General features: G+C 42.4%; 18 protein-coding genes, 1 tRNA gene and 1 pseudogene. 8 read left to right on the forward strand and 12 right to left on the reverse strand.

Features of this window, described 5'->3' with window-relative positions; all coding sequences use genetic code 11:
* Nucleotides 1-87: 87 nt before the first annotated feature.
* The 3 genes from DUL71_RS17780 to DUL71_RS17790 form a co-directional block, all read right to left on the reverse strand.
* The gene (locus DUL71_RS17780; protein ID WP_114939374.1) at nucleotides 88-636 is read right to left on the reverse strand and encodes a hypothetical protein; all 549 of its coding nucleotides are present in this window, start codon (nucleotides 634-636) and stop codon (nucleotides 88-90) included.
* A gap of 246 nt (nucleotides 637-882) precedes the next feature.
* Entirely contained in the window at nucleotides 883-2,007 is a 1,125-nt protein-coding gene (locus tag DUL71_RS17785; protein ID WP_114939375.1) for an acyltransferase family protein, read from the reverse strand.
* Between the two features lie 139 nt (nucleotides 2,008-2,146).
* A complete protein-coding gene (locus DUL71_RS17790) occupies nucleotides 2,147-3,331 on the reverse strand; it encodes an acetyltransferase domain-containing protein (RefSeq protein ID WP_114939376.1) in 1,185 nt (394 codons plus the stop codon).
* Between the two features lie 143 nt (nucleotides 3,332-3,474).
* Between DUL71_RS17790 and DUL71_RS17795 the strand changes: the two genes are divergently transcribed.
* On the forward strand, nucleotides 3,475-4,089 hold the full coding sequence (locus DUL71_RS17795) for a PAS domain-containing protein (RefSeq protein ID WP_114939377.1): 615 nt from the start codon (nucleotides 3,475-3,477) through the stop codon (nucleotides 4,087-4,089).
* 75 nt (nucleotides 4,090-4,164) lie between these two features.
* Here DUL71_RS17795 and DUL71_RS17800 read toward each other — a convergent pair whose 3' ends face one another.
* Together DUL71_RS17800 and DUL71_RS17805 are read right to left on the reverse strand one after the other, a co-directional pair.
* On the reverse strand, nucleotides 4,165-5,400 hold the full coding sequence (locus tag DUL71_RS17800; protein ID WP_114939378.1) for a hypothetical protein: 1,236 nt from the start codon (nucleotides 5,398-5,400) through the stop codon (nucleotides 4,165-4,167).
* A 225-nt stretch (nucleotides 5,401-5,625) separates the two neighbouring features.
* Nucleotides 5,626-9,021: an ABC transporter permease gene (locus DUL71_RS17805; protein WP_114939379.1), complete on the reverse strand. Its 3,396-nt coding sequence runs from the start codon at nucleotides 9,019-9,021 to the stop codon at nucleotides 5,626-5,628.
* A 307-nt stretch (nucleotides 9,022-9,328) separates the two neighbouring features.
* On the opposite strand from DUL71_RS17805, the gene DUL71_RS17810 reads away from it, so the two are divergent.
* Nucleotides 9,329-11,755: an ABC transporter permease gene (locus tag DUL71_RS17810; RefSeq protein ID WP_114939380.1), complete on the forward strand. Its 2,427-nt coding sequence runs from the start codon at nucleotides 9,329-9,331 to the stop codon at nucleotides 11,753-11,755.
* Nucleotides 11,756-12,225: 470 nt separating this feature from the next.
* A pseudogene (locus DUL71_RS32720) lies at nucleotides 12,226-13,686 on the forward strand (N-6 DNA methylase); the annotation flags it as partial.
* Between the two features lie 75 nt (nucleotides 13,687-13,761).
* Here DUL71_RS32720 and DUL71_RS17820 read toward each other — a convergent pair.
* Nucleotides 13,762-13,834 (reverse strand) — tRNA-Met (locus tag DUL71_RS17820).
* Nucleotides 13,835-14,053: 219 nt separating this feature from the next.
* On the opposite strand from DUL71_RS17820, the gene DUL71_RS17825 reads away from it, so the two are divergent.
* A complete protein-coding gene (locus tag DUL71_RS17825; RefSeq protein WP_114939381.1) occupies nucleotides 14,054-14,476 on the forward strand; it encodes a nuclear transport factor 2 family protein in 423 nt (140 codons plus the stop codon).
* Between the two features lie 200 nt (nucleotides 14,477-14,676).
* Here the strand turns inward: DUL71_RS17825 and DUL71_RS17830 are convergent, their stop codons facing one another.
* Nucleotides 14,677-17,100: a TonB-dependent receptor gene (locus DUL71_RS17830; protein ID WP_114939382.1), complete on the reverse strand. Its 2,424-nt coding sequence runs from the start codon at nucleotides 17,098-17,100 to the stop codon at nucleotides 14,677-14,679.
* A 130-nt stretch (nucleotides 17,101-17,230) separates the two neighbouring features.
* Nucleotides 17,231-17,563 (reverse strand): DUF6249 domain-containing protein, encoded by a 333-nt coding sequence (locus DUL71_RS17835; RefSeq protein ID WP_114939383.1) that lies wholly within the window; start codon nucleotides 17,561-17,563, stop codon nucleotides 17,231-17,233.
* 124 nt (nucleotides 17,564-17,687) lie between these two features.
* Here DUL71_RS17835 and DUL71_RS17840 point away from each other — a divergent pair, with 124 nt between their 5' ends.
* Complete coding sequence (locus tag DUL71_RS17840) at nucleotides 17,688-18,245, forward strand: RNA polymerase sigma factor (protein WP_114939384.1); 558 nt, start codon at nucleotides 17,688-17,690, stop codon at nucleotides 18,243-18,245.
* Nucleotides 18,242-18,655, forward strand: a complete 414-nt coding sequence (locus tag DUL71_RS17845) for a hypothetical protein (RefSeq protein WP_114939385.1) — start codon at nucleotides 18,242-18,244, stop codon at nucleotides 18,653-18,655. Before DUL71_RS17840 ends, DUL71_RS17845 begins: the two co-directional genes overlap by 4 nt.
* A gap of 99 nt (nucleotides 18,656-18,754) precedes the next feature.
* Here the strand turns inward: DUL71_RS17845 and DUL71_RS17850 are convergent, their stop codons facing one another.
* Complete coding sequence (locus tag DUL71_RS17850; protein ID WP_161964463.1) at nucleotides 18,755-19,345, reverse strand: C40 family peptidase; 591 nt, start codon at nucleotides 19,343-19,345, stop codon at nucleotides 18,755-18,757.
* 227 nt (nucleotides 19,346-19,572) lie between these two features.
* Between DUL71_RS17850 and DUL71_RS17855 the strand changes: the two genes are divergently transcribed.
* Nucleotides 19,573-21,504 carry a glycoside hydrolase family 127 protein gene (locus DUL71_RS17855; RefSeq protein WP_114939387.1) on the forward strand — a complete coding sequence of 644 codons (1,932 nt, stop codon included), beginning with the start codon at nucleotides 19,573-19,575 and terminating at the stop codon, nucleotides 21,502-21,504.
* 33 nt (nucleotides 21,505-21,537) lie between these two features.
* Here the strand turns inward: DUL71_RS17855 and DUL71_RS17860 are convergent, their stop codons facing one another.
* Together DUL71_RS17860 and DUL71_RS17865 are read right to left on the reverse strand one after the other, a co-directional pair.
* A complete protein-coding gene (locus tag DUL71_RS17860; RefSeq protein ID WP_114939388.1) occupies nucleotides 21,538-22,461 on the reverse strand; it encodes a helix-turn-helix domain-containing protein in 924 nt (307 codons plus the stop codon).
* 78 nt (nucleotides 22,462-22,539) lie between these two features.
* Complete coding sequence (locus tag DUL71_RS17865) at nucleotides 22,540-23,394, reverse strand: SDR family NAD(P)-dependent oxidoreductase (RefSeq protein ID WP_114939389.1); 855 nt, start codon at nucleotides 23,392-23,394, stop codon at nucleotides 22,540-22,542.
* A 38-nt stretch (nucleotides 23,395-23,432) separates the two neighbouring features.
* Here DUL71_RS17865 and DUL71_RS17870 point away from each other — a divergent pair, with 38 nt between their 5' ends.
* On the forward strand, nucleotides 23,433-25,184 hold the full coding sequence (locus tag DUL71_RS17870) for a hypothetical protein (RefSeq protein ID WP_154402424.1): 1,752 nt from the start codon (nucleotides 23,433-23,435) through the stop codon (nucleotides 25,182-25,184).
* Between the two features lie 49 nt (nucleotides 25,185-25,233).
* On the opposite strand, the gene DUL71_RS17875 is transcribed toward DUL71_RS17870, so the two are convergent.
* Nucleotides 25,234-26,550, reverse strand: coding sequence for an MFS transporter (locus DUL71_RS17875; RefSeq protein WP_208645592.1), 1,317 nt, complete (start codon nucleotides 26,548-26,550; stop codon nucleotides 25,234-25,236).
* Nucleotides 26,551-26,637 lie beyond the last annotated feature (87 nt).

The following is a 26,637-nucleotide window of genomic DNA, read 5'->3' on the forward strand; positions in this document are numbered from 1 at the left end:
GGCATTAAATTGTATTAACAGAAAATTGAGACAACAGAATTTATCGGGCACATACATGTAGCCCGTAAATAAGTTAAACAAAGAAAATTAGCAGGATGCTTTTGGCGGTTGCTCAGGAATATCCAGATGGTGGCTTATTGGTGATTGCCCGTGTCTTATAGTGATTTGAGGCAAATATTTTACAGGGCAAAAAAATTCAAACTGTACAAATGAAAATGTCAGGTTATCCTGCAGGGCTATTTTACCAAAAGGAACGTGTTCTTTCGGCGAAACAGGGATATCTTTAATCCCTTTAGCATCAAGCACATTACTATCCGCAAAGCGGGTAGTTTCATAGTTAGGGATGCACATGAGGTGAAGGGCCTTTTTTGTCATCCGTAATTTTACATAGTTATACGTAGCGCTGCCGAATGTTATATGTCCGGATATATTTTCAAACGCCTGCCAATCATGTATAGCTGGCAAATCAACCGGGATGGTAATTTCGGTAAGGTCATTGACATTATATAAACCTTTGCTGATCTGTTCTTTAAAAAATCTATCCGATTTATATACCAAATATTGATGCACAATAAGCTGCCCGCTAATATTAAGCAGGTAAATATTCAGCAATATTAATGCAATGGTCTTTTTCAAGCGGTTTATAATAACCTAAAGATGAGATTTATAAACGGCATTTTCAAGCCTTATTTTTATGGCACGAATAAATAATATCAAGAAAACACTAAAAGCCGATAATACTAAGGCTCAGAATTGACTCACATGGTCTACGCATCCACCCTTCACCTTCGGCGTAAAAAGGATAAAAAAATCCCCTCTTTACACTATCGTAGAGAGGGGAATAATCATAGCGACCTGCAGGCCGCTATGTGTTTAGTTCTATTACTTTTTTATTAAAACACGTTTCTTTAACCATTCCCTAACGGGTTCATCATATAGTTTAAGACAGGCATAGGCAATAGCAATACTCGCTACAAAAATACCCAGGCCGGCAAACAAGCCCGGAGCCATCGGCACCTTATTATTTTGTACCCAGGCTATATGAAAGTATATTAAAGGATAGTGTGTAATATAAAGCGGATAGGAAAGATCGCCTATAAATTTGCAAACCCTGATTGAGCTTTGGCTTTTTAAAGTGCCCCCTGCCCCAATGGCTACTATTAAAGGGAAAAGGATAATGATACAAACTGATTCGTAAATACCGTTCATCCATAAGTGGTCGGGGCCACCTATCCTTGGTACGCACAGTATAGCGGCAATTAAAATGCTACAAACTGTAAAAGCTCCTTTAATATGAATAAGCTTGCCCATGCGGCACAATAACATACCGGCAAAAAACGGATATAACAGGCGGGTGAAGCCTATATAGAGCTGTGGCTTGTCTACTGTCCAACCGCCAATTACATCGCCCTGCGGCCCCATTACCGTAAAATGAATTAGTAAGCAGGCCGATAAAAACACAAAAACAGCAAGCAGCGTTTTTGAAAATCTACGGATCACCAGCGCGTAAAGTATATTGGCTACGTATTCAAAAAACAACGACCAGGCTGGTCCGTTCAATGGGTGCATTTCCTGCCAGCCACGGATATCCAATGATGGCCGTATTGGTATCAATGTAAAACCAATCAACATTATTAGCAGCATTTTCCACACCGGTGTTTCATTAATAAGCGGAAACATGGCGCATCCCTGCGTATAAAAAAACACGGCACCGATTATAGACCCCATAATAACCATGGGTTGCAAACGGACAAGGCGGCGCTTGTAAAAATCCCATTGAGTCATTTTCCCCCAGCGGTCATCATAGGCGTAAGCCACTACAAAACCTGACAGTAAAAAAAAGAAATCAACCGCAAGGTAGCCGTGGTTAATAATTTGATGAAAACGATCTCCGGAATAAGTTTCAAGAATGTGGAAAGCAACCACGAAAAGTGATGCTACTCCGCGAAGCCCGTCAAGAATTTGATAATGCCCTTTTGTTTCAAGGTACGTAGTGTTTTTACTCATTAGCAGGAAAAAACAAGTATGATAAATTGGTTAACTGAATTTGGCACCAGGCATAGCAAACCTGCCACAATACAACGGCTATAAATATGCTTTAATTTATCGGCAAGTCAAAACCTCAACAGTAAAAGCTATTATCCTTTTACAAATAACTTAACCACCATTTTGCCTTATTAGCCTGCTTGTAAGCGTCATAACGTTTACATAAAGGATATAGGCCTGCTACTATTAAAATCCAGGTTAGGTAAGCCACCGGCAACGAAAATCCATAGCCTTTCAGGTCGCGCGTAAACCAGATAGGTTGTTTCAGGAACCAGATTGTCCAGTCCTGGCCAGGTGTTAATGCCGAAGCAATGATTGCTATGAGGTGTATAATATAAATGTGGATAAGATAATAGAACATAGGCACCCTGCCATATACCGAAACCACATCCACAACCTTGCCCTTTAACTTTTCAGTAAATGACAGGAACAGGAAAGCCGATCCTAACGTTAGCAGAAGGTACAGCAACGATGGCGGATACTTATTCACTTTAATGAACGACAGGAAGGTATAAAACGCATCTTTTTGTGCTGTCCACTTTACCGGGTCGCCGTATACATTGGTATAACGCAGCACGATGAACGCAACCAGGCAGCAACTGCCTGCAATCAATAAGTTTTTTTGTCGTTTGACAACATCATAGCCGGTGGTATACCATCCACCCAAACAATAGCCTAACGACATAACAGCCATTAGCGGCACAATGGGATATCCTACCAGTAAAATTTCTTTATGCCACATAAAAAATTGCTGGTCATGCAGCAGCGACCAACCAAAGGCCTCCAGGGAACTTCCGGGAACATGCACACCATCTAAAAGATTATGGCCAAATATAATTACAAGACTGATCCCCAGGATCAGTTGCTTGGGCAAATGGATCAACGCAGCCAATATGATCATACTTAAACCCAATGCCCAAATGGTGATAAAGAAAAACATGGGGAACGCAATATTGAAGTTCCAGCCGAAGTTAACCACAAACATTTCGAGAAAAATGAGCCACAAACCCCGCTTTACCAGGAAAATAGATAATTCCTTTTTAGATTTCTTTTGCCCGATGAGGCATGCCGATGTTCCAGCGAGCAACATAAATATCGGCGCGCAAAAATGGGTGATCCACCGGGTAAAAAATAATACACCGCTTGTTTTTGTAAGGTCAAGCGGGTCAAAATAAAACGAACCGAAATATAAGTAATCCCTTACGTGATCAAGGGCCATAATGATCATGATAGTACCGCGGAGAAAATCTATCGAGGTTATCCGGTTCTTTAAAATTGTGCTCATTCAGGTTTTTTGGCGTGAAATTAAAGATACCATTTTTATAAATAAACATTTAGTAAAAGCCCGGTCATTATTGTTGCTTTTATCTGACTAATAACCAAATGCTTAAAGCGCTTAAAATTTAAGTCAGGCTGTATATTTATGTCATGAAACCCGGAACCAGATTTTTACATTCTCTTTTTGAAGTAGCACACGTCGAATTTCAAACTTATGACCTTTCCAATCAAAAGGTTCTGTTTTCGAGCGGAGTAACCCGTCAGCTTTTGGGCTATTCAGAAAGTGAATATGTTAACCTAAGCAATGAATTTTATCGAAGCATCATTCACCCGGATGATTACGGAAAAGTACAGCAAACCATCAACAAAACCATTCAATCAAAAAGTGGCGATGTAATAGAAATGACAGTGCGCCTGCGCCGGATAGATGGCTCATACGTTTGGCTTTATTCAAGGCAAATGATCTACCAAAGAAACCACGCTAATAGTACGCTGACCATTATAAGGGAAGTTGAGGATGTTACCCGCCTGGTTGAGCTTCAGGGCGATCTGGAAGAAAAAGTTGAACAGCTCAAAGCAATCTCCTATAAAAACTCCCATCTGTTGCGCGGGCCCGTGTCAAGCATCATCGGTCTGGTTGATTTGATTGAAGAACACGCGGTAACAAGTGATCACAACCGGCAGATATTGCATTATCTAAAGGAAACCATAGCCAAACTGGACGGCGTAGTCAGGGAGATCAATGAAAATGCAAGGTTGGGATAACCCGTTAAGGAGAAGAGCGCTTTGCGGAAAAATACCTGACTAAATTATGTCATTACTTTATGCTGCCGGATGGCTTTAACTACGACTGATTTCTTCGCACCATCTTATAAAATCTACTGTATCCGTATCATGAAACCAAAGTTGATTTTCTTTTGCCTGGTTATCCAAAATATAATTTACTGCCTTTGTTATCTCGAAATTTATTGAGCCTGTCATTCGGGCCGCCGGTGATATTTGCGTCCCCCTGGCAATCTGCTTTTCAAGATCAAAATTCAATAAACTCCATTCTTTAGCGCCCCGGATAGATATACTTCCCCTTTCTTCTCCGTTGGCAATATGTTTTACTTTTATATGGTCGTGATCCTTATCCTTCCAGGTAGCTTTATTTCCAAATAAATTTTTCTCCTCAGGCGGTGGCGCGTCTTTATATAACACTAATATCCATCCTTTATAATCAGTTACAGTTCCATTATATACCTTATTTTCACAGGTTGATCTTGCGCTTGGAAATATCAACCCATTGGCACCGTTGCTCCGAAGCCATACGCCAATGGCCTGACCAAATATATCGCCGCCACCTATTTCCAAACTCATAATGGAAGGCAAGAGCTCTTCAAAACTATTTACGGTTCCCTTCCCCAGATAATGAATGCCCGACTTTTTTGCTGCGGCCTCTGTATTTTCCAACTCCAGGTTTACAAAGGTTTTGAAAAACCAATCTTGAGTATCGGGCAATCTCAAATCTATTATCTTGTCGATATCTGCACTAATTTGTCTTATACCGTAGGTAATAGCTGATTTCGTATTCAGTGACAAGTCGTTATAATCGTGCAATAATTTTTTATTGCTGTCCGTTTCCGTTTCCAATAAGCAGGTACAGAAATAATACGGATACCTGGCATCTTCTTCTGTAAAAAACTTTTCGGCTATTAGGTAATCCGTTAGCCAGGCATCTACCTTCGGATCAAAAATCTCGGGAATAATACCCGATGCTCCGCTATAATAAGCGTACATTTCGTCTCTTAGGGTTCCAAAATCATTAAAATCATCTTCCGAACAGATAGTAAAATACCGGTTTGAAGGAAGATCACCGCCACCGGCAAATCTTCTGTTTCTCTTTCCAAAATTAAATTCGGTACCAGCTGCAGTTACAATGGTATTAATACCCTCCTTTTTCAGCTTTTCATACATATCATGCAAATCATTAAACTTTGAAAAGATTGTATCAAAAACATCCCGCATAAAAGGGAACTTAAAATCGGTATTAAGTTGTTTTAAACCGCCTTTATAATTACTAAATGGTATATCCATGGTTAACTTCTTAGTTGATTGAAATTATGGAATTTCTTGTGATTAGTTACCCCCTCTGCCGGCAGAGGACAAAACGATAAATTAAGGTGCTATTGTACCTTCTTACATCATCCCGAAAGCAATAATGAATAATATAGATAACAACAAAAAATCGGGCAAACTTGATTTTCAAGTTTACCCGATTTTTTGCAAAGCTGGAGTCAGCCTGCTTTAAAAAATTATAAATCACTCGCTCCGCAAACTTTTAACAGGGTTGGTCAATGCGGCTTTTATAGCCTGGAAACTGATGGTCAGCAGGGTTATGGCGAGAGCAATAATTCCAGACACAATAAATACTCCCAAACCAATGCTCACCCGATATGCATATTTTTCCAGCCAGTGCTCCAGGAAGTAAAGCGCCAGCGGCGAAGCAATGAGGCAACTGATCAAAACCAGCACAACAAAATCCCGCGACAGCAACAGCCACACCTGAGCTATAGAAGCGCCTAATACCTTGCGGATACCGATCTCCTTGGTACGCTGCTCGGCCACATAAGCGGCAAGACCAAACAAACCCAGGCAGGAAATAAATATAGCCAGGGCTGCAAATACACCAGCCAGTTTGCCCAAAAGCACTTCCAGATTAAACTTACTCGCATACTCCTCGTCAATAAACTTATATTGATAAGGAAAAGCCGGGTTATATTTTTGAAATATCTTGCCTATGTTTTCGATAGTAGCGTGTGTATCGACGTTTTTGGGCAGGCGATAAGTGATTACGAAACCATAAGGATTGTGGCCGAAAACAGCAGGCGCTACGGGAGTATATGGAGATTCCATCAGAGCGTCTTTGACCACTCCGATAATTTTAACCGGCGTATTGCCGAAATTGACTTTTATAATTTGATTGACCGGATCTTTAAGACCAATGCGCTTCACCATGGCTTCATTCACAATCACATTCAATGAATCACTTTTCCAATCGCCCATAAAATTGTGCCCCGCGGCAAAGGTCATGCCCATGGTTTTAAAATAATCATCCGACACCCAGATCCCGCCAATATTCACCTCTTCTTCTCCCGCGTTTTTACCAGGCCATTTCTCCAGTGAAAAATGACTATACACCTGCGTTGCCGGCGATGTAGATGATGCTATGCTTTCAACCAATCCGGATGATAGCAAATCATTTCTTAAAGCGTCAAAATGTTGAGGAAGATCACCGTTCATATCGGTCATTACCAGCCTGTCGGCATTGTAACCCGTCGGCCGGTCCTTTACAAACTGTATTTGCTGGTAAACAATAACGGTACTGATGATCAGCGCAACCGAACAGGTAAATTGTACAACCACCAATATTTTCCGAGGTAGTGTTGCAGCTTTGCCCATTTGGATGCTTCCTTTCAGTACCTTTACCGGGTTGAATGACGACAAGTAAAACGCCGGTCTGCTCCCTGCCGCCAATCCTGTCAACAGCACAAAAGCAATCATGATGCCCCAGAAACCTATGTTATTATACGGCACCTGGATATATGACCCCGTTAAAGCATTAAATGAAGGCAGTGCCAGCTGAACAAAAAGCATGCAAAGCAAAAACGACACAGACGTGATCAAAACCGACTCAAGCAAAAACTGGTAAACCAGGTCAACTCGTCCAGAGCCTATCGCTTTGCGAACGCCCACTTCCCTCGCGCGTTTTTCGGACCGCGCGGTTGAAAGGTTCATAAAATTGATGCAGGCTATCGCCAGCACCAGGATACCGATAACGCCGAATAAGCGTACATAATCTACAAAGCCACCTGCTACCTTTCCATTCTGGAAACTGCTGTATAAATGCCAATCCTTTAAAGGATGCATAAAAACCTCAGGTTTCAGCGATCTCATCTCCGGGCTTCGCTTATCTACAATATCCCTGATCTTAGGTGCCATTTGTGCATAGCTTACACCCGGCTGCAGCGAAACATAGGCAGAGAATGAATTGTAGGTCCACTTGGTGCGCCCATCCCTGATCCAGCCCTGGGTTGCTTCTGAGTAAGCAAAAGGGGTTAGATAACTGAATTGCATAGTAGCGTTAGTGGGGATATCCTTAATAACCCCGGTAACCTTCATGCTTTGTACGTTATCAAAACGCACAACTTTGCCCATCGGATCGGCATCGCCAAATAGCGCTTTGGCGGTCGATTCGGTTAGCACGATGGAGTAGATATCAGTCAATGCCGAATTGGCGTTGCCTTTAACAAAAGGATATTGAAATATTTTAAAGAAATCCGGCCCTGCAGCTCCCCCTCCCAGGTACAGCTTTTTATCGCCCACTAAAAGATCATGGTTCATCCTGCCGATATTATCAGATTCGGCCACATACTGCACTCCCGGAATTTCCTTCCTCAACACTTCAACCAACGGAAGCGCTATAGATGTTTGGGTAGATGTGCCGTTATGTTGCGAGGTCAGGTTCATTTCTACCTGGTACGATCGTCCGTAATTGGGCAGGAAACGGTCATAGGAGTATTGATTGGTCACCCACAGTCCAATCAGGAGCGCGACGGCCATACCGGCGGCCAGACCCACGATGTTCAGCGCGCTATAAACTTTGTTATATAGCATATTGCGCCAGGCAATTTTTAAATAATTACGAAACATATGATTGCGATTTAATTTCTTACCAGACCATACAGGAATGGTTCTGTGACCCGAAATTATCGCTGCAGATGCTGATAAAAGTTCCAAATCATGATTTGGGCGCTCTTTTTTCAGTTCGCTCTTATATTCTGCCGGGCTTTTGCCCGTGATTTGTTTGAACGTGCGGTTAAAAGTAGTTTTAGAGTTGAACCCGCAATCGTAAGCTATGCCTAAAAGTGTTATCCGGTCGTAACCAGGATCCCGCATCCTCCGGGTTACATCCTGTATCCGGAATTCGTTCACAAAATCATTAAAGTTTTTTCGCAGGCCGGTATTGATGATCCTGGACAATTCGTGGATAGAAATGCCGAGCTCTTTGGCCAAAGAATTTAAGCTTAGCTCCGCATCCAGGTAAAACTTATTAACTTTCATTTGATGCCTCAACCAATAACCCCGTTGTATCAATCTATCTGCTGATGATGGGCTTGCACGCATAAACTGTTTTCCAGTTATTTTATTGACCTCTTTTTGAGCAGGATATTTAGCCAGTTTTGTACACCGGTATAAATAAGTTGCAATAGAAATAAAGGCCAGCAATTGCAATACCGGCTGCCAGTATTTATACGCCGGGGTATCATAGGTAGCAAGCCCTGTGTGCACGCTTTGAATAACAGTCAGCACGTGCATACCTTGCTCTAATAACAAAGGGCTGAAGTGTGCCAGATCTTTGGCTGTAAATTTTTCTTCCGGCTTAACTATACCACGAACATAAAAAAACGCCAGCGGGCCAAGTGTCAGCAGAAACGGCAAAGGCACCCAGCTCCATCGCGGGAAACCTCTGCTCAATTGAATGTTGATACAGAAGTTTTTGAGCAACAACAATACCATGGAGAGCAGGATAAGGCTAAGCAGGCGATTGACATATCTTTTGGAAAACCATAGACTCAGACTGGAAATCAGCCCGATGAATATCGCAGCCAGTAAGAGCAAATCAAATATGTTGATATGGAAATGATTAAGAGTCATTAGTACATTGGGCTCAACTCTTATTCCACACCGACAACGCTTTGATTTATAGATATTTATTAAGAATCGAACACGTCCATTTTGTAATGATATCGAACATTTGCTGTTCGGTTTTGAAATGTTATAAGGTTCGTTGATTTAATTTCAAAGCTTTAACCGTCCGGATACAGACAGCTATTGTTCCACTCACGAACAGTTTTTAAATGCCAAACACATTGCAAAAAACTAAAAATCAGCAACTTAAAAACATGGCACAACATTTATGCTGAGTTCTTAACAAAAAGTTTCCTACTTAAACCCAAACCATATGATACGAAACTACTTTAAGATTGCCTGGCGCACTATTGTTCGCAATAAAAGCTATTCGGCCATTAATATTGCCGGACTTTCGGTAGGTATAGCAGCCTGCCTGCTCATATTTGTAGTTGTTCAGTTCGAGCTCAGCTTTGATACTTTCCAACCGGGGTATAAAAGCACCTACAGGATAGTTACCAAACATGACCGGTCCGGAACCATTAATTATAGCAGTGGTGTTGCCGCTCCCGCTGTCGACGCTTTGCGGCTGCTTTTTCCGCAGGCCACAGTAGCAGGTATCGACGCTATATACGGCAGCCAGATCATGGCGCAATCGGCAGGAGGCAATCCTGTTAACGATAAAAAGTTTATCGAGAAAACGGGTATCATGTTTGCTGAACCTCAGCTTTTTGATGTTTTTCCGACAACATGGCTCGCGGGCAGTGCATCCGCCTTAAAAGAGCCTAACATGATAGTCATAGATCAAACCAGCGCCGAAAGATATTTTGGCGACTGGCATTCGGCTCTTGGTAAAACATTGAAGATGGACAACCTGCTAACCCTGAAAGTGGCGGGGGTAATTAAAGATGCGCCGGCCAATACGGATATCCCTCTGAAATTGCTGGTTTCATACATTACCTGGAAGAAGAATGCCAAAAGCTATGGTTATTTTAACGACTGGGGCGAAACCAGCAGCAACTACCAGGTGTACATTAAATTTCCGGCAAATGTATCGCAAAGCAATATTCAAAAACAATTGACAAGTTTTTCGGATCAGCAATTTGATAACGCTAAACGCCTGGGCCACAAAAAATACCTGACAGCACAACCTTTAACAGACCTGCACTTTGACACCCGTTTCGGCAATACATTAGGTGATCATCTTACCAGCATAACAACCTTGCGCACATTATCATTGATAGCCGCGCTGATCATTGTTATGGCATCCATTAATTTTATTAATCTATCCACCGCTCAATCCGTTGGCAGGTCAAAAGAAGTGGGTGTGCGTAAAGTGCTTGGTGGTACACGCCTGCAGCTGATTGGGCAGGTTATGGGCGAAACAGCTATTATAGTGCTGTTATCGGCCGGTATTGCATTGTTTATTGCTCAGCTGGCTTTACCATTCTTGCAAAACATAGCCAGCGTGCCTGCAACCATAGGTTTGTTCAATACCGGTACGGTGCTTTTTCTTGGCAGTGTTATCATAGTGGTGATTATACTCTCTGGTATTTACCCCGCCCTGATCGTTTCCGGCTTTAGGCCAATCGTGGCGCTAAAAAATAAGATAAACGCGGCATCTGTAGGCGGTATATCCCTCCGCCGGATTTTGGTGGTTACACAGTTTACCATCTCGCAAGTGCTCATCATAGGCACAGTGATCGCCATTAAACAAATGGATTTTGTAAACAATGCCGACCTCGGGTTCAATAAAGACGCCGTGCTGGTGCTCCCCTGCCCTGCAGATAGCATTGGCTTATCGCGCGCAGTGAGTTTTAAGCAGCAGGTACTCACCATGCCGGGCGTAAAGGCCGCCAGCTTCGCGTCTGACGTGCCATCATCAGATAATAACAATTCTACCAATTTCAACTTTGATCATTCAGATAAAGACCCCGGTTTCAACGTTTATATGAAAACAGCCGATGCCGACTACTTTAAAACCTTCGGGCTTCGCTTTGTAGCAGGCCAGGGGTACGACCAAAGCGAGATCCTGCACCAGGTAGTGATCAATGAAACCATGATGCACAAACTGGGCATCAACCGCGCGCAGGATGTACTCGGGAAAACCATGAGGTTTGGCGATAGCAACTGGCTGCCGATAGCCGGCGTAGTTGCCGACTTTAAAACCAACTCCATGCGGGAGGAAGTTAAGCCGCTTGTGATCTATCCGCAAAAAGCATTTGAACAGGAAATAGCCATAAAAATTGAGGGCAGCAAACTGACCACAACCGTAGCTGGATTACAAAACCTTTGGTTAAGCCGCTACCCGGAATACGTTTACAGCGGCTTTTTTGTTGACGACAGCATTGCCAGTTTCTACAGGCAGGAAAACCAGCTCGAACTGATCTACAAAATATTTTCACTGATTGCCATTTTCATTTCCTGTCTCGGTTTGTACGGGCTGGTATCATTCATGGTAGTACAGCGTACCCGCGAAGTGGGCATAAGGAAAGTTTTAGGTGCCCCGGTAAGCAGCATCGTGTACCTGTTTTCGAAAGAATTCATCGCGCTTATTGCCATCGCATTCATGTTGAGCGCACCAACAGCCTGGTATATCATGAAAAGCTGGCTGCAAACTTTTGCCTATCGCATCTCGCCGAGTGTATGGGCGTTTATTGCAGCTATCACGGCTTCGCTATTGATAGGCTGGCTCACTGTAGGCTATAAAGCCATTAGGGCGGCGTATGCCAATCCGGTTAAAAGTCTGCGCTCGGAGTAAGATTGGATATATTTCTACAATAAAGAGAAACATTATTTAAAGCAGAGAGCACAGAATTTAAAACTCAATAATTAACCGCAGCATGATTATGTTCTTTAGCGCTAACTTAAACCTGCATTGTTCTTCAAGATAATAACTCTAAATAGATTATCTTGGCATTTCAAATTTCTACGGACGTAAACCGAACAAAAGTATTGAGCAAAAGGAGGTAACAGTTTTGATTGTTCCAAATATCCGGGAAAGTGTCAACTGGGTTGGAGGATATGCGATAAACAGACAGCGATCAAATCTTAGAGTTATTTTAAAATTGCGAAAATGCGGCGTGTTGATCCGAAAGACTTATGAAAGGAGATTCAAATGAATAAAGAGAGTCTAATCGAAGAAAATTTAATCACGCAGTTAAAAGAGTTAAAGTATATCCATCGACCGGATATTGTTGATAGGAAAACGCTTGAACAAAATTTAAAGCCAAATTTGAGGCATTAAACCGGGTACGGTTAACAGAAAGCGAGTTTTTAAGAATACGCGAGGATATCATTAATCCCGATGCTTTTGCTGCTTCCAAACTTTTGCGCGAAAGGCAATACTTTCAGCGCGAGGATGGTACACCATTGCATTATACTTTGGTGAACATTAAAGAATGGTGCAAAAATGATTTTGAAGTCATTAGCCAGTTGCGCATTAACACAGAAAACAGCCTTCATCGATATGATATCATATTGTTGATTAATGGCTTGCCTGTAGTTCAGATTGAATTAAAGCGGTTGGATATAACACCACGAAAAGCCATGCAGCAAATAGTGGATTATAAAAATGAACCCGGTAATGGGTATGGTAACTCCTTAATGTGCTTTATACAGTTGTTCGTTGTGAGCAACCGCTCCAATACTTATTACTTTGCCAATAATAAAAATCAGCATTTTCAATTCAATGCAGATGAACAGTTTTTGCCCATTTACCAATTAGCCGACGAGAACAACAAAAAAATCACCCGTCTTGAATCATTTGCCGAAAAATTTCTGACTAAGTGCACGCTTGCCGAAATGATAAGCAAATATATGGTACTGGTAGAAAGCGAACAGAAGTTGCTTGTTATGCGGCCTTACCAGATCTATGCGGTGAAGGCCATTGTGGATTGTATACATCAAAACCGCGGCAACGGCTTTATTTGGCACACAACAGGTAGTGGTAAAACATTAACATCTTTCAAAGCATCTACACTCCTGAAAGACAATCCGGATATCGAAAAATGTCTGTTTGTAGTTGACCGCAAAGATCTGGACCGGCAAACCCGCGAGGAATTCAATAAATTTCAGGAAGGCACCCTGGCGGAGGATTTTCGATTCAAGAGCTACGGTTTGGCTCCCAAATCAGCAGCCGATTTTGCTTTCCTATTACATGGATTTCACTTTTTGGGTAAGGAAGGGACCATGGCTATCATCCTACCACATGGCGTATTATTCCGTGGTGGTGCAGAAGAGCGTATTCGCACAAAATTATTGAAAGACAACAACATTGATGCGGTTATCGGTCTGCCTTCCAATTTGTTTTATTCCACAGGTATTCCTGTCTGCATTTTGGTATTAAAAAAGTGCAAAAAAGATGATGACGTATTGTTTATCAATGCCTCTGAGTACTATGACAAGGGTAAGAGACAAAATGCACTTGATGAAATACATATCAAAAACATTGTTGAGACATATCAATACAGGCAAGAAACAGAACGTTATTCGCGCAAAGTTTCTATGGATGAAATTGAGCATAATGATTACAATCTTAATATTTCAAGATATGTAAGCACGGCGAAAGAGGAGGTAAATATTAGTCTGGAAGAAGTAAATATAAAACTGACTGCGATAAATGAATCTATTAAGGCAAATACCGATAAACACAATGCCTTCTTGAAAGAGTTGGGATTAAAAACAATATAGAATATAACAAGGAGCCATTACTTACAAAAGTCAAAAGCCTCAAGACTTCCATCTTGAGGCTTTCGACTTTTGAGGTAGCGGGAACAGGACTCGAACCTATGACCTTCGGGTTATGAGCCCGACGAGCTACCAACTGCTCCATCCCGCACTGTTTTGATAATGCAAATGTACAATAAGTTATCACATCTGTGTGTCACAAATCAGTGCAGACGGTTAACAATTACTTAACACGCTATCAACTAACCCTTTAATTTCATTGATATAAGTCAATTTCTTTCTTATGATACATCAATGTGCAACTTTCCGGCGCTTTGCACTTTTGTGATGTCCTGACCGATGAACGGTCACAATCATAAAACACAAGAAAATGAAAACCGCTAAAGAATTATTGCTCGCCTATCTCGAAAATATCAATAACCCCGATAAAGCCATAGAACTTTTTGCCGATGATGCCGTTTTTGAACTCCCCTACCTGGCAAGCCTGGGTTTACCCTGGCAATGGAAAGGCCGCGAAGTGATCTACAATTTCCTCAAAAACCTGCCTAAAACATTCGGCAATTTTAAATTTCAAAACATCAGGATCCATATTGATACGCCAAACCAGGCATTTGGCGAGTATGATGTAAATGCCATAGTCAACTCTACAGGCCGGCCCTATCCACAAACTTATATGGGGCGTGTGGTTGCAGAAGATGGCAAGATCACGCTGATCCGCGAAGCGCTGGATATGGCTATAGTAGCTAAAGGGATGTTCCCGGATGGGTTAACGCATTTAACCGAACAGGCATGATTATACAGGTTTAACGAAAAACTGTCATTTTGATTGAGCAGGCCCGGACCGGGCGAATAAGATTTCTCCTTGCTCCATCGCTCTAATCCAGCCACTGTTCGTCGGAAATGACAGTTTTTATTAAAAAAATCTATATTGAAGCTTTCCTGATAGATTACTTCATATCCCCGTCGATCTTTTTAAAATAACAACTTTCTCCATCAATTAGCCACGTCATTATTTTCAATTCCTGTCCTGTTTTTATTAATCCTGTCTTTCAGGCCACCAAAGTTATAGTTGAGGCTAATGCTAAATGACCTGTAATAGTTCATGCTTTGGTAGGTTTGATTAAACTGCGGACCAAAAGTTTTGCTTACGCTGTTGCGGTATTTGGTGAACGGATTTTTAATACCGCCAGAGATACTGAATTTATTTTTTACGATATCCTTATTGAAGTTAAACGCGCTGTAAAAAAAGCCATTGGTATACCCTTGCAAACCTGTAGGGTTCCTGCTGTTCACACCAAGATCGGCATTCAGGGCCCAACCATGATTGAGGCGCACAACGTTTGATAAAGTAACACCATACATCATTATGTTGTTGTTCACTATTTTCCCATCAGCCTCACCTTGCAGCCACAGGTACATGGCGTTACCATTCAAACTTGCATTGTATATGGAAGTTACCGGGTAGCTTAGGTTAAAGTTTACACCCGCGCTGTTAGCCTTGCCGGTATTGGCGTAAGTTACTTGTGTAATTTGGGTTACCCGGTTAAAATTAACCACCTGCACATCAAGGTTGTTCATGAATGAATAATCGAGCCCGATGTTTACGGATAGCTTTTTGTTACTGCTGTAGCCAAACTGGATATCGTTCAATAAAACCGGCCTTAAATTGGGGTTACCGGTAACTTCAATGTTGGGGTTTGAGCGATCAACATAAGGGTTAAGCCTGTTAATACCCGGCCTCCTGATCCTCTGCGAAAAACCAAAGTTGATGCTGCTTTCATTTTTAAACCGTTTGCTTATCGCTATAGAAGGCACCACGTTAAAATAATTCTGAGCGGCTACGGATGCTGTGCTCATGAAATTTGCCCGGATCACAGTTTCCTCTACCCTTACACCGGCATTGATATTCCAGCTATTTAAAGCCAGCTGATAGGAGTTATAAGCGCTAAACACATTTTGTGTATTGGTAAAGGCATTTGACTGTATGGCGTCATGCTCGTAGGTGCCGCTTGCATTATTTAGTGAGCTATAATCAAAATCGCTGCTATTGTTCCTGAATATGGCTTTAACACCGGCATCAACGGTTACTTTATTTACCGGGGTGGTAAAATCAACCTGCGCGGTATGTTCTTTAAACCGTTGCTTGTCGGTCTGCCTAAAATCAGGCGTCGTAAAGTCCACACGGTCAACAAACACCACACCGTTATTCCGGTTATTGGCTTCGGCGCTGTGCATGTATGAAAAAGTAAGCAACCTGTTTTTAAACCTTCTAAAACCTAATTCGTAGTTGATACCGGCATCAATACCATGACCGGTCGCATTACCGTCGTTTTGAAAAGTGTATTGTTCTAATTGGTTTTTACCGGTTAGTGAAGATGATTGCCCATTGTGATTATTACCCCGGGTGCCGTTATAATTGAACTGAGCGGTCAGCAAATTCAGGGTATCTATCTGAAAACTTAGTTCGGTGCCCAAATAGGCGGTTTTATTATTGGAGCGCTGATAGCCGTGCTGGTCAAGTGTGGTTAAAGCGGTATCCACACGTTTGTTTGTATTATAAGTTTGAGGAGAGTTATTAATACTGCCGCCACCAAAGGCAGAAATACCAAACCTGCCCTTTTTAGCCGTAAATGAACCGCCAACTCCGGGGCCGCCTGTGGGTAAGCTTTCATTGATATTTACAGAACCATTAATACCATCATTGATCTTTTTGCTGGTGATAATATTGATGATACCGGCCAAACCTTCGGCATCATATTTTGAAGGCGGATTGGTGATCACCTCTATCCGCTCAATAGTTGAAGCGGGGATGCTTTTCAAAACGGCTTTCAGGTTATTTTCTAAACTATTTGACGGTTTGCCGTTGATGAACACCCTAAAGCTTGAATTTCCTTTCAGTAATAAATTATCATTACCATCTAACGATAGATAAGGAATTTTGCGCATCATACTTAACACATTATTTCCTTTGCTTTCCGGATCCGCTTTCAGGTCGTAAATGATCCTATCCGCTTTTTGCCTGATGATAGGCTTTTCGGCAGTAATGGTAACCTCCTTCAGGTTAGTCATTGCATCGCTTAAATAAACCGGCTTAAGCTCCATTGTTTTTTGCTGATGTGTCAGATCAAGTGTTATTGTTTTGGGGCTGTACCCTATCGCATTAATCAGAAGGGTATAACTGGCAGCTTGTACCGGAGTAAAGCTGAAAGAACCATCTTCTTTAGTGGCCGCAACCATAATGGTTTCATTGGCCGCGTTTTTTAACCTTAGGGTTATCAGCGGCAGCGTTGCTTTACTTACCGAATCGGCAACCATGCCTTTTATTTGTACCAGGGTTTGAGCGTAGCTATTGATGCTGACGAAGATAAATACAGCTATCATGATGATGAAGCGTATTGGTGTTTGCTTAGTTTTCATATGTGTAAGGAGGTTAGATTTAGGGTTAATTTTTAGACAAAAGGGTTCCCGGAGAGAAATTTCTCTCTTAAAAATTTGGAGGTGCAGGCGGCTAAACCACCCGCTTAGTACAATAAATTAAGTTGATTATTTAGTTGCCTCGGCGGCGAAGCAAGAGGTAATAAAGCAGAAAGCCCGCAGCAATAAAGATCATTTCAACACCGTAAGGCACCGGTGAGTCTTCGGCACTGTAAGGAATAAATTGCATTACTATAAAACCAATGCCGGCGCAAAGCAGGATAAGGCCCCATTTTAAGGCTTCGTTACCTGAGTTTAACTGCGCCAAAAATTTAACACTGTTCTCATCCAGCGGTCCCGCTTTAATGATACGTTTTTTCAACATATAGTTATATAATGCAAGTATGAATATGGCTATCAGTATAAAGAATACTATGATGACGATGAATGGCATTAACTGTTTCATGATATTGTTTGTTTAAGTATTTGCTACAGTAGTCAACATCTGCGGAAGCCCGGTTGCAATTATTTTAAAATATTTTTTATTTCTTTTTTGCAACCGCCAAACCGCATATATTGACTACTGTAATATGTTTAATGAACACGAGGTTGTATCCAGGATATTAAATAAAGATCTCCGGGCTTTTGAACTGCTGGTAAAGCAGTACGAGAAGCTGGTTTTCTTTGTGATAAACAGACTGGTGCAAGACCAGCAAAATAAAGAGGATATTTGCCAGGAGGTTTTCATTAAGATACACCAAAACCTGCACCGGTTTGAGTTTCAGTCAAAGTTATCAACCTGGATAGCCCGCATTGCTTATTTAACCGCTGTAAACTATTTAAAAAAGCACAAGAACAATTCCCCTTCCGAATATCCTGAAAATATTGATAACTATCACTTTACAGATGAAACCCCGGAGCAGGAACTGATAAAAAAGAATACCGCCGCCTATGTTAACCTGCTTATTGAGCAAATGCCGCATCAATATAAAACAGTACTGACGCTGTATCACCTCAATGAGTTTTCATGTGCCGAGATCGAGGAGATCACCGGCATACCGGAAGGAACAGTAAAAAGTCACCTTTTCAGGGCGCGTAAATTATTGAAAGAAAAAATTGAAAAAGATCTTAAAAAAGAAAATATATGAAAGAGCTGGATGACGACGAATTACAGGAGCTATTGAACAATGGCCTGGTTCCGGATAACAAAACACTTTCGGACGAAGACAAGGACGATCTGCTTGCTTATCAAAACCTGTTCACCGCGCTAAGCACAGAACCGGAACAAGGCTTGCCCATGAGCTTTGCGGCAAACGTAAGACGTAAGCTACAGGAACAAGCCAACCGCAAAAGCGACCTACGCTTTAACCTGCTGGCACTGGCGATATTTGCAGCGGGCTTAACGCTGGCTTATGGCTTGCTTTCGGTAATGAGCCCCGAAAATGGCGATATGTTTTTAAGTGCTGTGATCAGTTTTAAATGGGTGTTATTGGTACTGGTTGCCGGCTTTGTAGGCTATCTGTTTATAGACCAGAGATTGGTGAAGAGGAGTTATTAAAAAAGGTGTAGAGACGCATAATTGCGTCTCTGAAAATACTGAGTGCTTGTATTATAACTTGTAAATGGGAGACGCAATTATGCGTCTCTACATAGGATTTTAACGGGCTTCTTCTAATGTATCAGGCACAGCATTCTCATCCTCTTCCTGTGCTTGCGGATCTTCCTTAAACACACGGATGGTTTTAATATACCTACGCTGGTACCTGTCGTTCATGGCGGTTATTGTAACGCCGTTCTCATCGCCAGAGGTTGAGTGGATAAATTCCAACGGCTCGCCGGGTTGTGATATAACTATACCTATATGCCCTGCGCTGTGGTAATTGTGGCTGCGGGTACCGGTGAATAATATCAGGTCGCCAAATTTGGCATCTTTAATATTAATTCCCTTAACCGGCGCAAAATCTGAAGAGCTGCGGGGAATGGAAATACCAAAATGAGTAAAAACATAATTCACAAAACCCGAGCAATCAAAACCCCGTTCGGGATTGCTTGAACCGTACCTGTAGCGGATACCTTTTAGTGTTTGAGCAAATTCAACCAGTTCATCGGGTGTGGTTTCGCCTGTTTCGTAATTAGTTTCAATTTCAGCGTAATGATGCCTTAACCTGGTGTGGCTGTGCAATTTGGCTGCTTTATTTGCTTTATGTTTTTTTGATGCATGAAGTACGGCAGGCTTTACCGGCTTCATAAGTGATAGACAAGCTACAAGGAGGAGTTTGGAACCAATTACAAAATGCATGTTGTAATGATAGGTAAAAAATTCCGGGGATAGTAATCAAATTGTAAAAAAGATGGTGGAGGTATGATACTATTATTTCATTTCCTTGATCAAAAGGATCAAATTGTGTGTTAAAATAACAATTATTAAAATCATTGCTTATTTTAGTACTGCTAATCCAATTGTAGTACCCAACCATGATAACCACAAAAATACCACATCGTTTTTTAACGCTGTTTTTAATATTAATTTGCCTTTATACTTCCCTTCAGGCGCAAAGCCAATCTACTCTGCATTCGTTTAAACTGCAACAGGTTACGCTTTTACCCGGCGTGTTCAAAGATGCTCAGTTAACCGATAAAAAGTATATCCTGGCCTTAGATCCAGATCGCTTATTGGCCCCATATTTAACCGAAGCCGGGTTTAAGCCGAAAAAGAAAAGCTATGCAAACTGGGAAAACACCGGCCTGGACGGGCACATAGGTGGTCATTACTTATCGGCCCTCTCGTTCATGTATGCCTCTACTCACGATGCTGAACTGAACCGCAGGTTAGACTATATGCTGGCCGAATTGAAACGTTGCCAGGATAAAATAGGAAGCGGCTACCTTGGTGGTACACCCGGAGGCACTGCCATGTGGAAGGATATTGCCGCCGGCAAAATTGAAGCTGATACCTTCGCCCTGAATAAAAAATGGGTACCGCTTTACAACATCCACAAGCTTTTTGCTGGCCTGAGGGATGCCTATACCATTGCCGGAAAAGCCGAGGCTAAAACAATACTGATTCGTCTTACAGATTATATTTATGGCGTTTCCTTAAAATTGAGTGATCAGCAGATCCAGACCATGCTTATTTCGGAACAAGGTGGCCTAAACGAAGTTTTTGCCGATGTATCGGTTATAACGGGTCAGGATAAATACCTCAATCTGGCCCGGAGGTTCTCGCATAAAGAGATCTTAAACCCGTTGATCCAGGGTCATGATGAACTTAACGGGTTACACGCCAATATGCAAATCCCAAAGGCGGTCGGGTTTCAACGCATTTCAGAAGTTGGCGGCGACGCGGATTATGGCAAGGCAGCACAGTTTTTCTGGGAAACAGTGACCAATAACCGTTCGGTTGTAATAGGTGGCAACAGTGTTAATGAGCATTTTAACCCGACGGGTAATTTTACAAAAATGATAACAGACATAGCCGGGCCCGAAACCTGCAACTCCTACAATATGCTCAAATTAACCCGTCATCTTTTTGAACATTCTGTAGATGTTAAATACATGGACTTTTACGAACGGGTTTTATACAACCATATTCTTTCGAGCCAGCACCCTGGCCATGGCGGGTTTGTTTATTATACATCTATGCGTCCGCGCCATTATCGCGTTTACTCGCAGCCACAGGTTGATATGTGGTGCTGTGTAGGTTCGGGTATGGAAAACCATGGTAAATACGGCGAGCTTATCTACAGCTATCAGCAAAAAAACATTTATGTAAACCTATTTATTGCCTCCCGCTTAAACTGGGCGGCGCAAGGGTTGATCCTTTCACAACAAACCCAATTCCCGGATAAGGAGACCACCAAGCTTATCGTTGAAGCGGTAAAACCGGGCAAGTTTGATATTAACATCCGCTACCCGCATTGGGTAAAAGCGGGTAAGCTGCAAATTAGGATCAATGGTGCCAACGTACCTGTTGATGCTCAGCCAGGCTCCTACGTGAAGCTTAACCGTGCCTGGAAAAAAGGCGATGCCATAGAAGTACGCTTACCCATGGAGCTGAGTACCGAAGCATTACCAGATAGCTCTCACTATATAGCTTTTTTGAACGGACCCATTGTACTGGCGGCCAAAACGGATACAACAGATCTGGATAATTTACTTGCCGACGGCGATCAGTTTGGTGGCTATCGTGCGCGGGGGAAAGTGTACCCATTAAACGAAGCTCCTGTAATAACCGGCAACCTTACTGATGTAGATAAGTACCTGAAACCGGTTGCCGGTAAGTCTCAGACTTTTGTTGCCCCGGAGTTGCTCAGTCCTGCCAAGTTTAAAAACCTGGAGCTTATCCCTTTTTACAAACTACATGATGCCCGTTATATGATTTACTGGCATGAGGGTAATCTGAAATAAACAGGGAAGTTAATAAAGGGCTCCACCCTGCTCTTAGTTAAAAGACCGCCTGAACTCGAGCGGGGAAAGGTTTGTTTTGGTTTTGAATAACTTGCTGAACGATTGCGGATGTTCAAAGCCCAGCTCGTAGGCCACTTCGCTTACCGATAAACTGGTGGTCGACAGTTTTTCCTTTGCTTTTTCGATAAGTTTATGGTGGATGTGCTGTTGCGCGTTTTGCCCGGTAAGGGAGCGCAACATATCACTCAGATAACTCGGTGAAATATTTAGCTTTTCTGAAAGATATTGCACTGTCGGGATCCCCTGGCTTAAAGATCTATCGCCGGCAAAGTATTCATCCAGAATTTCTTCCAGTTTTAACAACAGATCGCTGTTTACCGCTTTCCGGGTAATAAACTGGCGTTTATAAAACCGGTTGGCGTAATTGAGCAACAATTCTATTTGGGAGATAATAACGTCCTGGCTAAAATCATCTATCCTACTGTTCAGCTCCTCTTCAATAATTTTGAAGATGGTAATGATGGTTGTTTTTTCCTTTTCCGACAAGTGCAGTGCTTCATTGGCCGAGTAAGAAAAAAAGCCGTACTGCCTGATCTTTTTCGCCAGCGGATAATTCCACAAAAAATCCGGATGGATCAGCAAGGTATAAAGGGCGCAATTGGTTTCATTATGCGCGTTATTACCGCCGATAACCTGGTTAGGAGAAGCAAATAACAATCCGCCCTCGTCAAAATCATAATAATCCTGACCATATTTTATCGGCGTGCTGAACCTTGGCCGGTACGAGATTTTATAAAAGCTTAGCACATGACCACCGGATGGCGGCCTTGGTGTGCCCGGGCTGTTCGCTTCGGAAATTAAACTGATCAGCGGGTGCAGCGGTTTGGGTAAACCAAAAGCCCTATGCACATCCGATAACGAATCAAATTTATGAGGACTGTTATCTTCCTTTTTCATCTCAAAACTTAATACAATGATAACCGATAATATGTTTAGATACCGGTTATCATGGGTGTTTTACAAAGTTGTGATTATTTATTTTGGCTGCCCCTGAGCTGCATTTGAAACAGATTCCCATTCTTCCCAAAGGGCCAATCGCTCAGCATAAGCGGCACAGATCCATGGTAAATTATGGCTACCGAGGAAAAACCGTAGCGGAGGGTTCTCCACATCCACAATTTTGAATATAGCATCAGGCGTAGCCTCCGGGTCGCCTCTTTCCATCGTTTTTAAACTATCAACAAATTTCGTTTTAAAATCTGTGTAGAGATCCATGCCGACGGCAAACTTCAACGAATCCTGGCTGCCAAATTCAGTAGCATAAGCGCCAGGCTCAATGATGGTCACTTTAATGCCGAAAGCCTCCACCTCTTTAGCCAAACTTTCGTGAATGGCCTCAAATGCCCATTTTGATGAGCAGTAATAACCAATCACTGGCAGGGTTACATGTCCAAGTCCGCTTGATGTGCCCAGGATATGACCGCCGCCCTGTTCCCGTAACAAAGGCAATGCGGCCTTAATCACCGACAACGTGCCGAAAATATTAGTTTCATACAGTGCCCTTACGTCATCGGCACTCCCCTCTTCAATAGTGCCCACCAATGAGTAGCCGGCATTATTGAGCACAATGTCAAGTCGCCCGAAATGGGCGTGAGCTTGCTCCACAGCTGTCTTAACCTGGTCTGGGTTGGTTACGTCGAGTTGTAATGCCAATACGTTTTCGCCATACTTTTCTTTAAAGTCGGCAATACTTTCCAGCTTACGCGCTGTAGCAGCTACCTTATCGCCGCGTTTTAACGCAGCATCGGCCCAAACACGTCCGAAACCACGTGAAGCGCCTGTAATGAACCATACTTTAGTGCCTTTTGAGCTATCATTTTGATGTATCATAGATCTTTTTTGAATACATCAAAGGTGTGCAGATGCGATTGGCTATACATAACCAAACCGGGGGATTTTGTAGCCAAAATGAGAATCTTATCATAAGCAACAAAGCGTTTCATCTCGTTGATAAATCACGTTACAATATTTATCTTCATTGTGTTATGAAACATTGCCTTATCACACTAATTTTCTGTACAATTCTCTTAAATATTTCTTATGCCCAATCGCCATCCGCAGCAATTGATAGTCTTATCAAATTCAAGGTTATAACAAATAAAGACCGGCCGGTGTTGGAAGGTGTACTCAGGGAGAAGAGTCATTCTTCTAATCAGGATGCAAGATCTGTTTCTGACCGGCTTGCAATCCTTATCGGGTTAGAAAGCGTTATGGAGCAGAAAACATTTCATATAAAGTCGCGCAAAACCGGCGGTATTTGGATTTCCTATAGTGGCAGTTACCCGATTAAAATGAAACGGGATAGCGCTAACAAATCACTCGGTGCGCTGCTAACAAAAATCAATAACGCGGGGCTGCTTTCTAACAAAGTCTATAAATATGCACAAAAAGATATAGATAGCAGCCGATACATAATTGATATGCAATTGATAGCTGCTTTAGCTGAAATGACTGCGCGCCTGGAATCACTGACGCCTGCAAGATTATTACCCTTGGCGGAACAGTTGCACAAAAGTGGGATTGTTAACGATACGTCGTTTTCACGATTGCAAAATGATATCCGCAATGAAAAAATAGAATCGATATCTCAACTGAATGATTACTGGCAATTGAGCCGTACAATAGACATTGAAAAATATCCTGCCGACCCGCATCTCTGGCTGGAACAGATCTATCGCGATATTGCTTCAATAATACCAGGCCTAAGCTTTACAAATTTCAGCTATACCGAAACGCAAGATACTTCTTTATCAATAGGAAAGATACAAGCAACCAAGTTTAAGATCCGTTTTAATTGCAACGGAAAGGTTTACAAACATACATTTGCTTCTATCTTTTACAGCAGCGAGCGTGATAAATTGCATCTTTCAGGTCTAACGGCCGGAGGTTTTTTCCGGGCCCTTAATAAGGTTTTAGCAGACCAGCAATCACCATTGCGGCTACATAGTGTTATTTTTAATCCACCCTATGTGGCAGAGAATTCCACCAGGTATTTAACCACTATCGCACTGACAGCAGAACAAGCCGAGATGTTTATGCATGAACCTTATTTTCGGTATGTTCTGGTAAGTATGGACAGCTATACCTATACGCTAACATCCGCAAAAATTGACAGCGCTATAGCCGGATGGAAAACTATTGGCCTTTTTGCACATCTTTCAAAAGCGGAAATAGATACTGCGGCAGATAATGCCATGGCGGACGACTGGATTTCTATGAACAGATTGCTGACTAATTTTCCAAAGGTAATTTACCCTACGGATTCTGCCATGATGTCGCCAACTTATCCATATGTAAGTTTGTTAAAACACCTTGCCGGGATCACACATGGTGCATTTAGCCCAACAAACATCACCCAGAAAAAAGTAAAGGGAGGTGTAAAATTGCAATACTCATTTAAAGGAAAAACGCACTCGCACATTTTCAATATAACAGAGGGATGGCTGGGCACCCCATTTGTCATATTCTTGAAAAACCTTGGCTTGGGAAACAATTTGCCTGGCAAATTTTACCAGCTTGATTTTGATGACGTAATCTATTTAACCCAACAACAATATAATGCGGCTGTAAAACACAAACTACTGGATTTTACGCCAGAGGCCTCTCCCAAAGACCAATAATCCCGGTGAGCTTTCGGCTTTATTCAATTTATCTTTTGCGTGCACCTACCTACTCTGCCTGCTGCCTCATCAATTTTTTAGCGCCAAGCAAAGCCAACAACGTAACAAATGCAGCAGCCGTTAGGTAATAGCCAACATATGCAAGTCCGTATTTATGAGCTAATGTAGTTGCCAGGTATGGTGTAAGCGAAGCACCCAAAATACCGGCCAGCGTAAAAGCCAGTGAAGCACCGGTATAGCGTACTGCCGGCGGAAAAATACCCGCCAGCGCCGTGCCAATCGGCCCGTAAGTAAGGCCCATCAGGAACATGCCTATCGATAAAAACCCAGTCATCCTGGTTAAACTACCGGCGGTAAATAATGGTGCGAAAACAAGCCCGAATATGATGATACAAATTGTAGCCGCAATGAGCATGCTATTGCGGTCGTATTTATCCGCCAGTACAGCTGAAAGCGGGATTCCCAGGCCGAAAGCCAGCATAGATATCATTTGACTAATAAGAAACGAACTTTTGGTATATTGCAGCGCCGAAGTGCCCCAGCTAAGTGTAAACACCGTCATTAAGTAAAACAGCAGGAAAGTAGTAACAGTTGCCAGTGTACCTAATGTAATGGCCGCTGTATGTTTTACAAAAACGTCGGCAAACGGCACTTTTGTTCGTTCTTCGTTCTTGATCATCTTGGTAAACTCAGGTGTTTCGGATATTTTTAGCCGCACAAAAAGCCCTACCCAAACCAACAACGCGCTTGCAATAAAAGGGATGCGCCAGCCATAGCTTAAAAAGTCAGCTTCGCTTATGGCATTGGTGAGAATTAAGAATATTCCGGTTGATAAGAAGAACCCAATTGGCGCGCCCAATTGCGGGAACATGCCATACCAGGCTTTTTTGTGCGCAGGTGCATTTTCTGTAGCCAGTAAAACCGCACCGCCCCATTCGCCACCCAAGCCAAGGCCCTGACCAAAACGGAACAAGGCAAGCAATATCGGCGCTGCAATACCTATAGAAGCATAGCCCGGCAAAAGCCCGATAGCAACAGTTGATGGCCCCATGGTTAATAACGCTGCAACCAACGTAGCTTTACGTCCTTTCCTGTCACCAAAATGCCCGAATATGGCTGCGCCCAAAGGCCTGGCAAAAAAGGCCAACGCAAAGGTTGCCAGTGATTCAAGCGTAGCCGAGGTGGGGTCGGCAGATGGAAAAAACAACTTAGGGAATACCAGTACCGCAGCAGTGGCATATATATAAAAGTCAAAAAACTCGATGGTAGTGCCGATAAGGCTGGCAGTAAGTATTCGGCTAACCGGGTTTCCGGTGTTAGGTTGCTGGTTCATAGCCTCAAACATATCAAATTTGAGCGAATGCACAAATTGACTGTTTATGTGTTTTGACTATTATTATTTCGTTCAGTTACCCACAAAAGGAAGCCTCAAATCTTTCGCTTTGAGGCTTCC

The sequence above is a fragment of the Mucilaginibacter endophyticus genome (assembly GCF_003351025.1).
GTDB lineage: Bacteria > Bacteroidota > Bacteroidia > Sphingobacteriales > Sphingobacteriaceae > Mucilaginibacter > Mucilaginibacter endophyticus.

What these genes read in the sequence shown, in the direction of transcription:
- DUL71_RS17845 (WP_114939385.1), top strand. Translation starts at nt 18,242, where the DNA reads ATGAAAGAGCTGGATGACGACGAATTACAGGAGCTATTGAACAATGGC.
- DUL71_RS17840 (WP_114939384.1), top strand. Translation starts at nt 17,688, where the DNA reads ATGTTTAATGAACACGAGGTTGTATCCAGGATATTAAATAAAGATCTC.
- DUL71_RS17850 (WP_161964463.1), bottom strand. Translation starts at nt 19,345, where the DNA reads ATGAAGCCGGTAAAGCCTGCCGTACTTCATGCATCAAAAAAACATAAA.
- DUL71_RS17825 (WP_114939381.1), top strand. Translation starts at nt 14,054, where the DNA reads ATGAAAACCGCTAAAGAATTATTGCTCGCCTATCTCGAAAATATCAAT.
- DUL71_RS17835 (WP_114939383.1), bottom strand. Translation starts at nt 17,563, where the DNA reads ATGAAACAGTTAATGCCATTCATCGTCATCATAGTATTCTTTATACTG.
- DUL71_RS17830 (WP_114939382.1), bottom strand. Translation starts at nt 17,100, where the DNA reads ATGAAAACTAAGCAAACACCAATACGCTTCATCATCATGATAGCTGTA.
- DUL71_RS17785 (WP_114939375.1), bottom strand. Translation starts at nt 2,007, where the DNA reads ATGAGTAAAAACACTACGTACCTTGAAACAAAAGGGCATTATCAAATT.
- DUL71_RS17805 (WP_114939379.1), bottom strand. Translation starts at nt 9,021, where the DNA reads ATGACTCTTAATCATTTCCATATCAACATATTTGATTTGCTCTTACTG.
- DUL71_RS17865 (WP_114939389.1), bottom strand. Translation starts at nt 23,394, where the DNA reads ATGATACATCAAAATGATAGCTCAAAAGGCACTAAAGTATGGTTCATT.
- DUL71_RS17860 (WP_114939388.1), bottom strand. Translation starts at nt 22,461, where the DNA reads ATGAAAAAGGAAGATAACAGTCCTCATAAATTTGATTCGTTATCGGAT.
- DUL71_RS17800 (WP_114939378.1), bottom strand. Translation starts at nt 5,400, where the DNA reads ATGGATATACCATTTAGTAATTATAAAGGCGGTTTAAAACAACTTAAT.
- DUL71_RS17795 (WP_114939377.1), top strand. Translation starts at nt 3,475, where the DNA reads ATGAAACCCGGAACCAGATTTTTACATTCTCTTTTTGAAGTAGCACAC.
- DUL71_RS17810 (WP_114939380.1), top strand. Translation starts at nt 9,329, where the DNA reads ATGATACGAAACTACTTTAAGATTGCCTGGCGCACTATTGTTCGCAAT.
- DUL71_RS17855 (WP_114939387.1), top strand. Translation starts at nt 19,573, where the DNA reads ATGATAACCACAAAAATACCACATCGTTTTTTAACGCTGTTTTTAATA.
- DUL71_RS17790 (WP_114939376.1), bottom strand. Translation starts at nt 3,331, where the DNA reads ATGAGCACAATTTTAAAGAACCGGATAACCTCGATAGATTTTCTCCGC.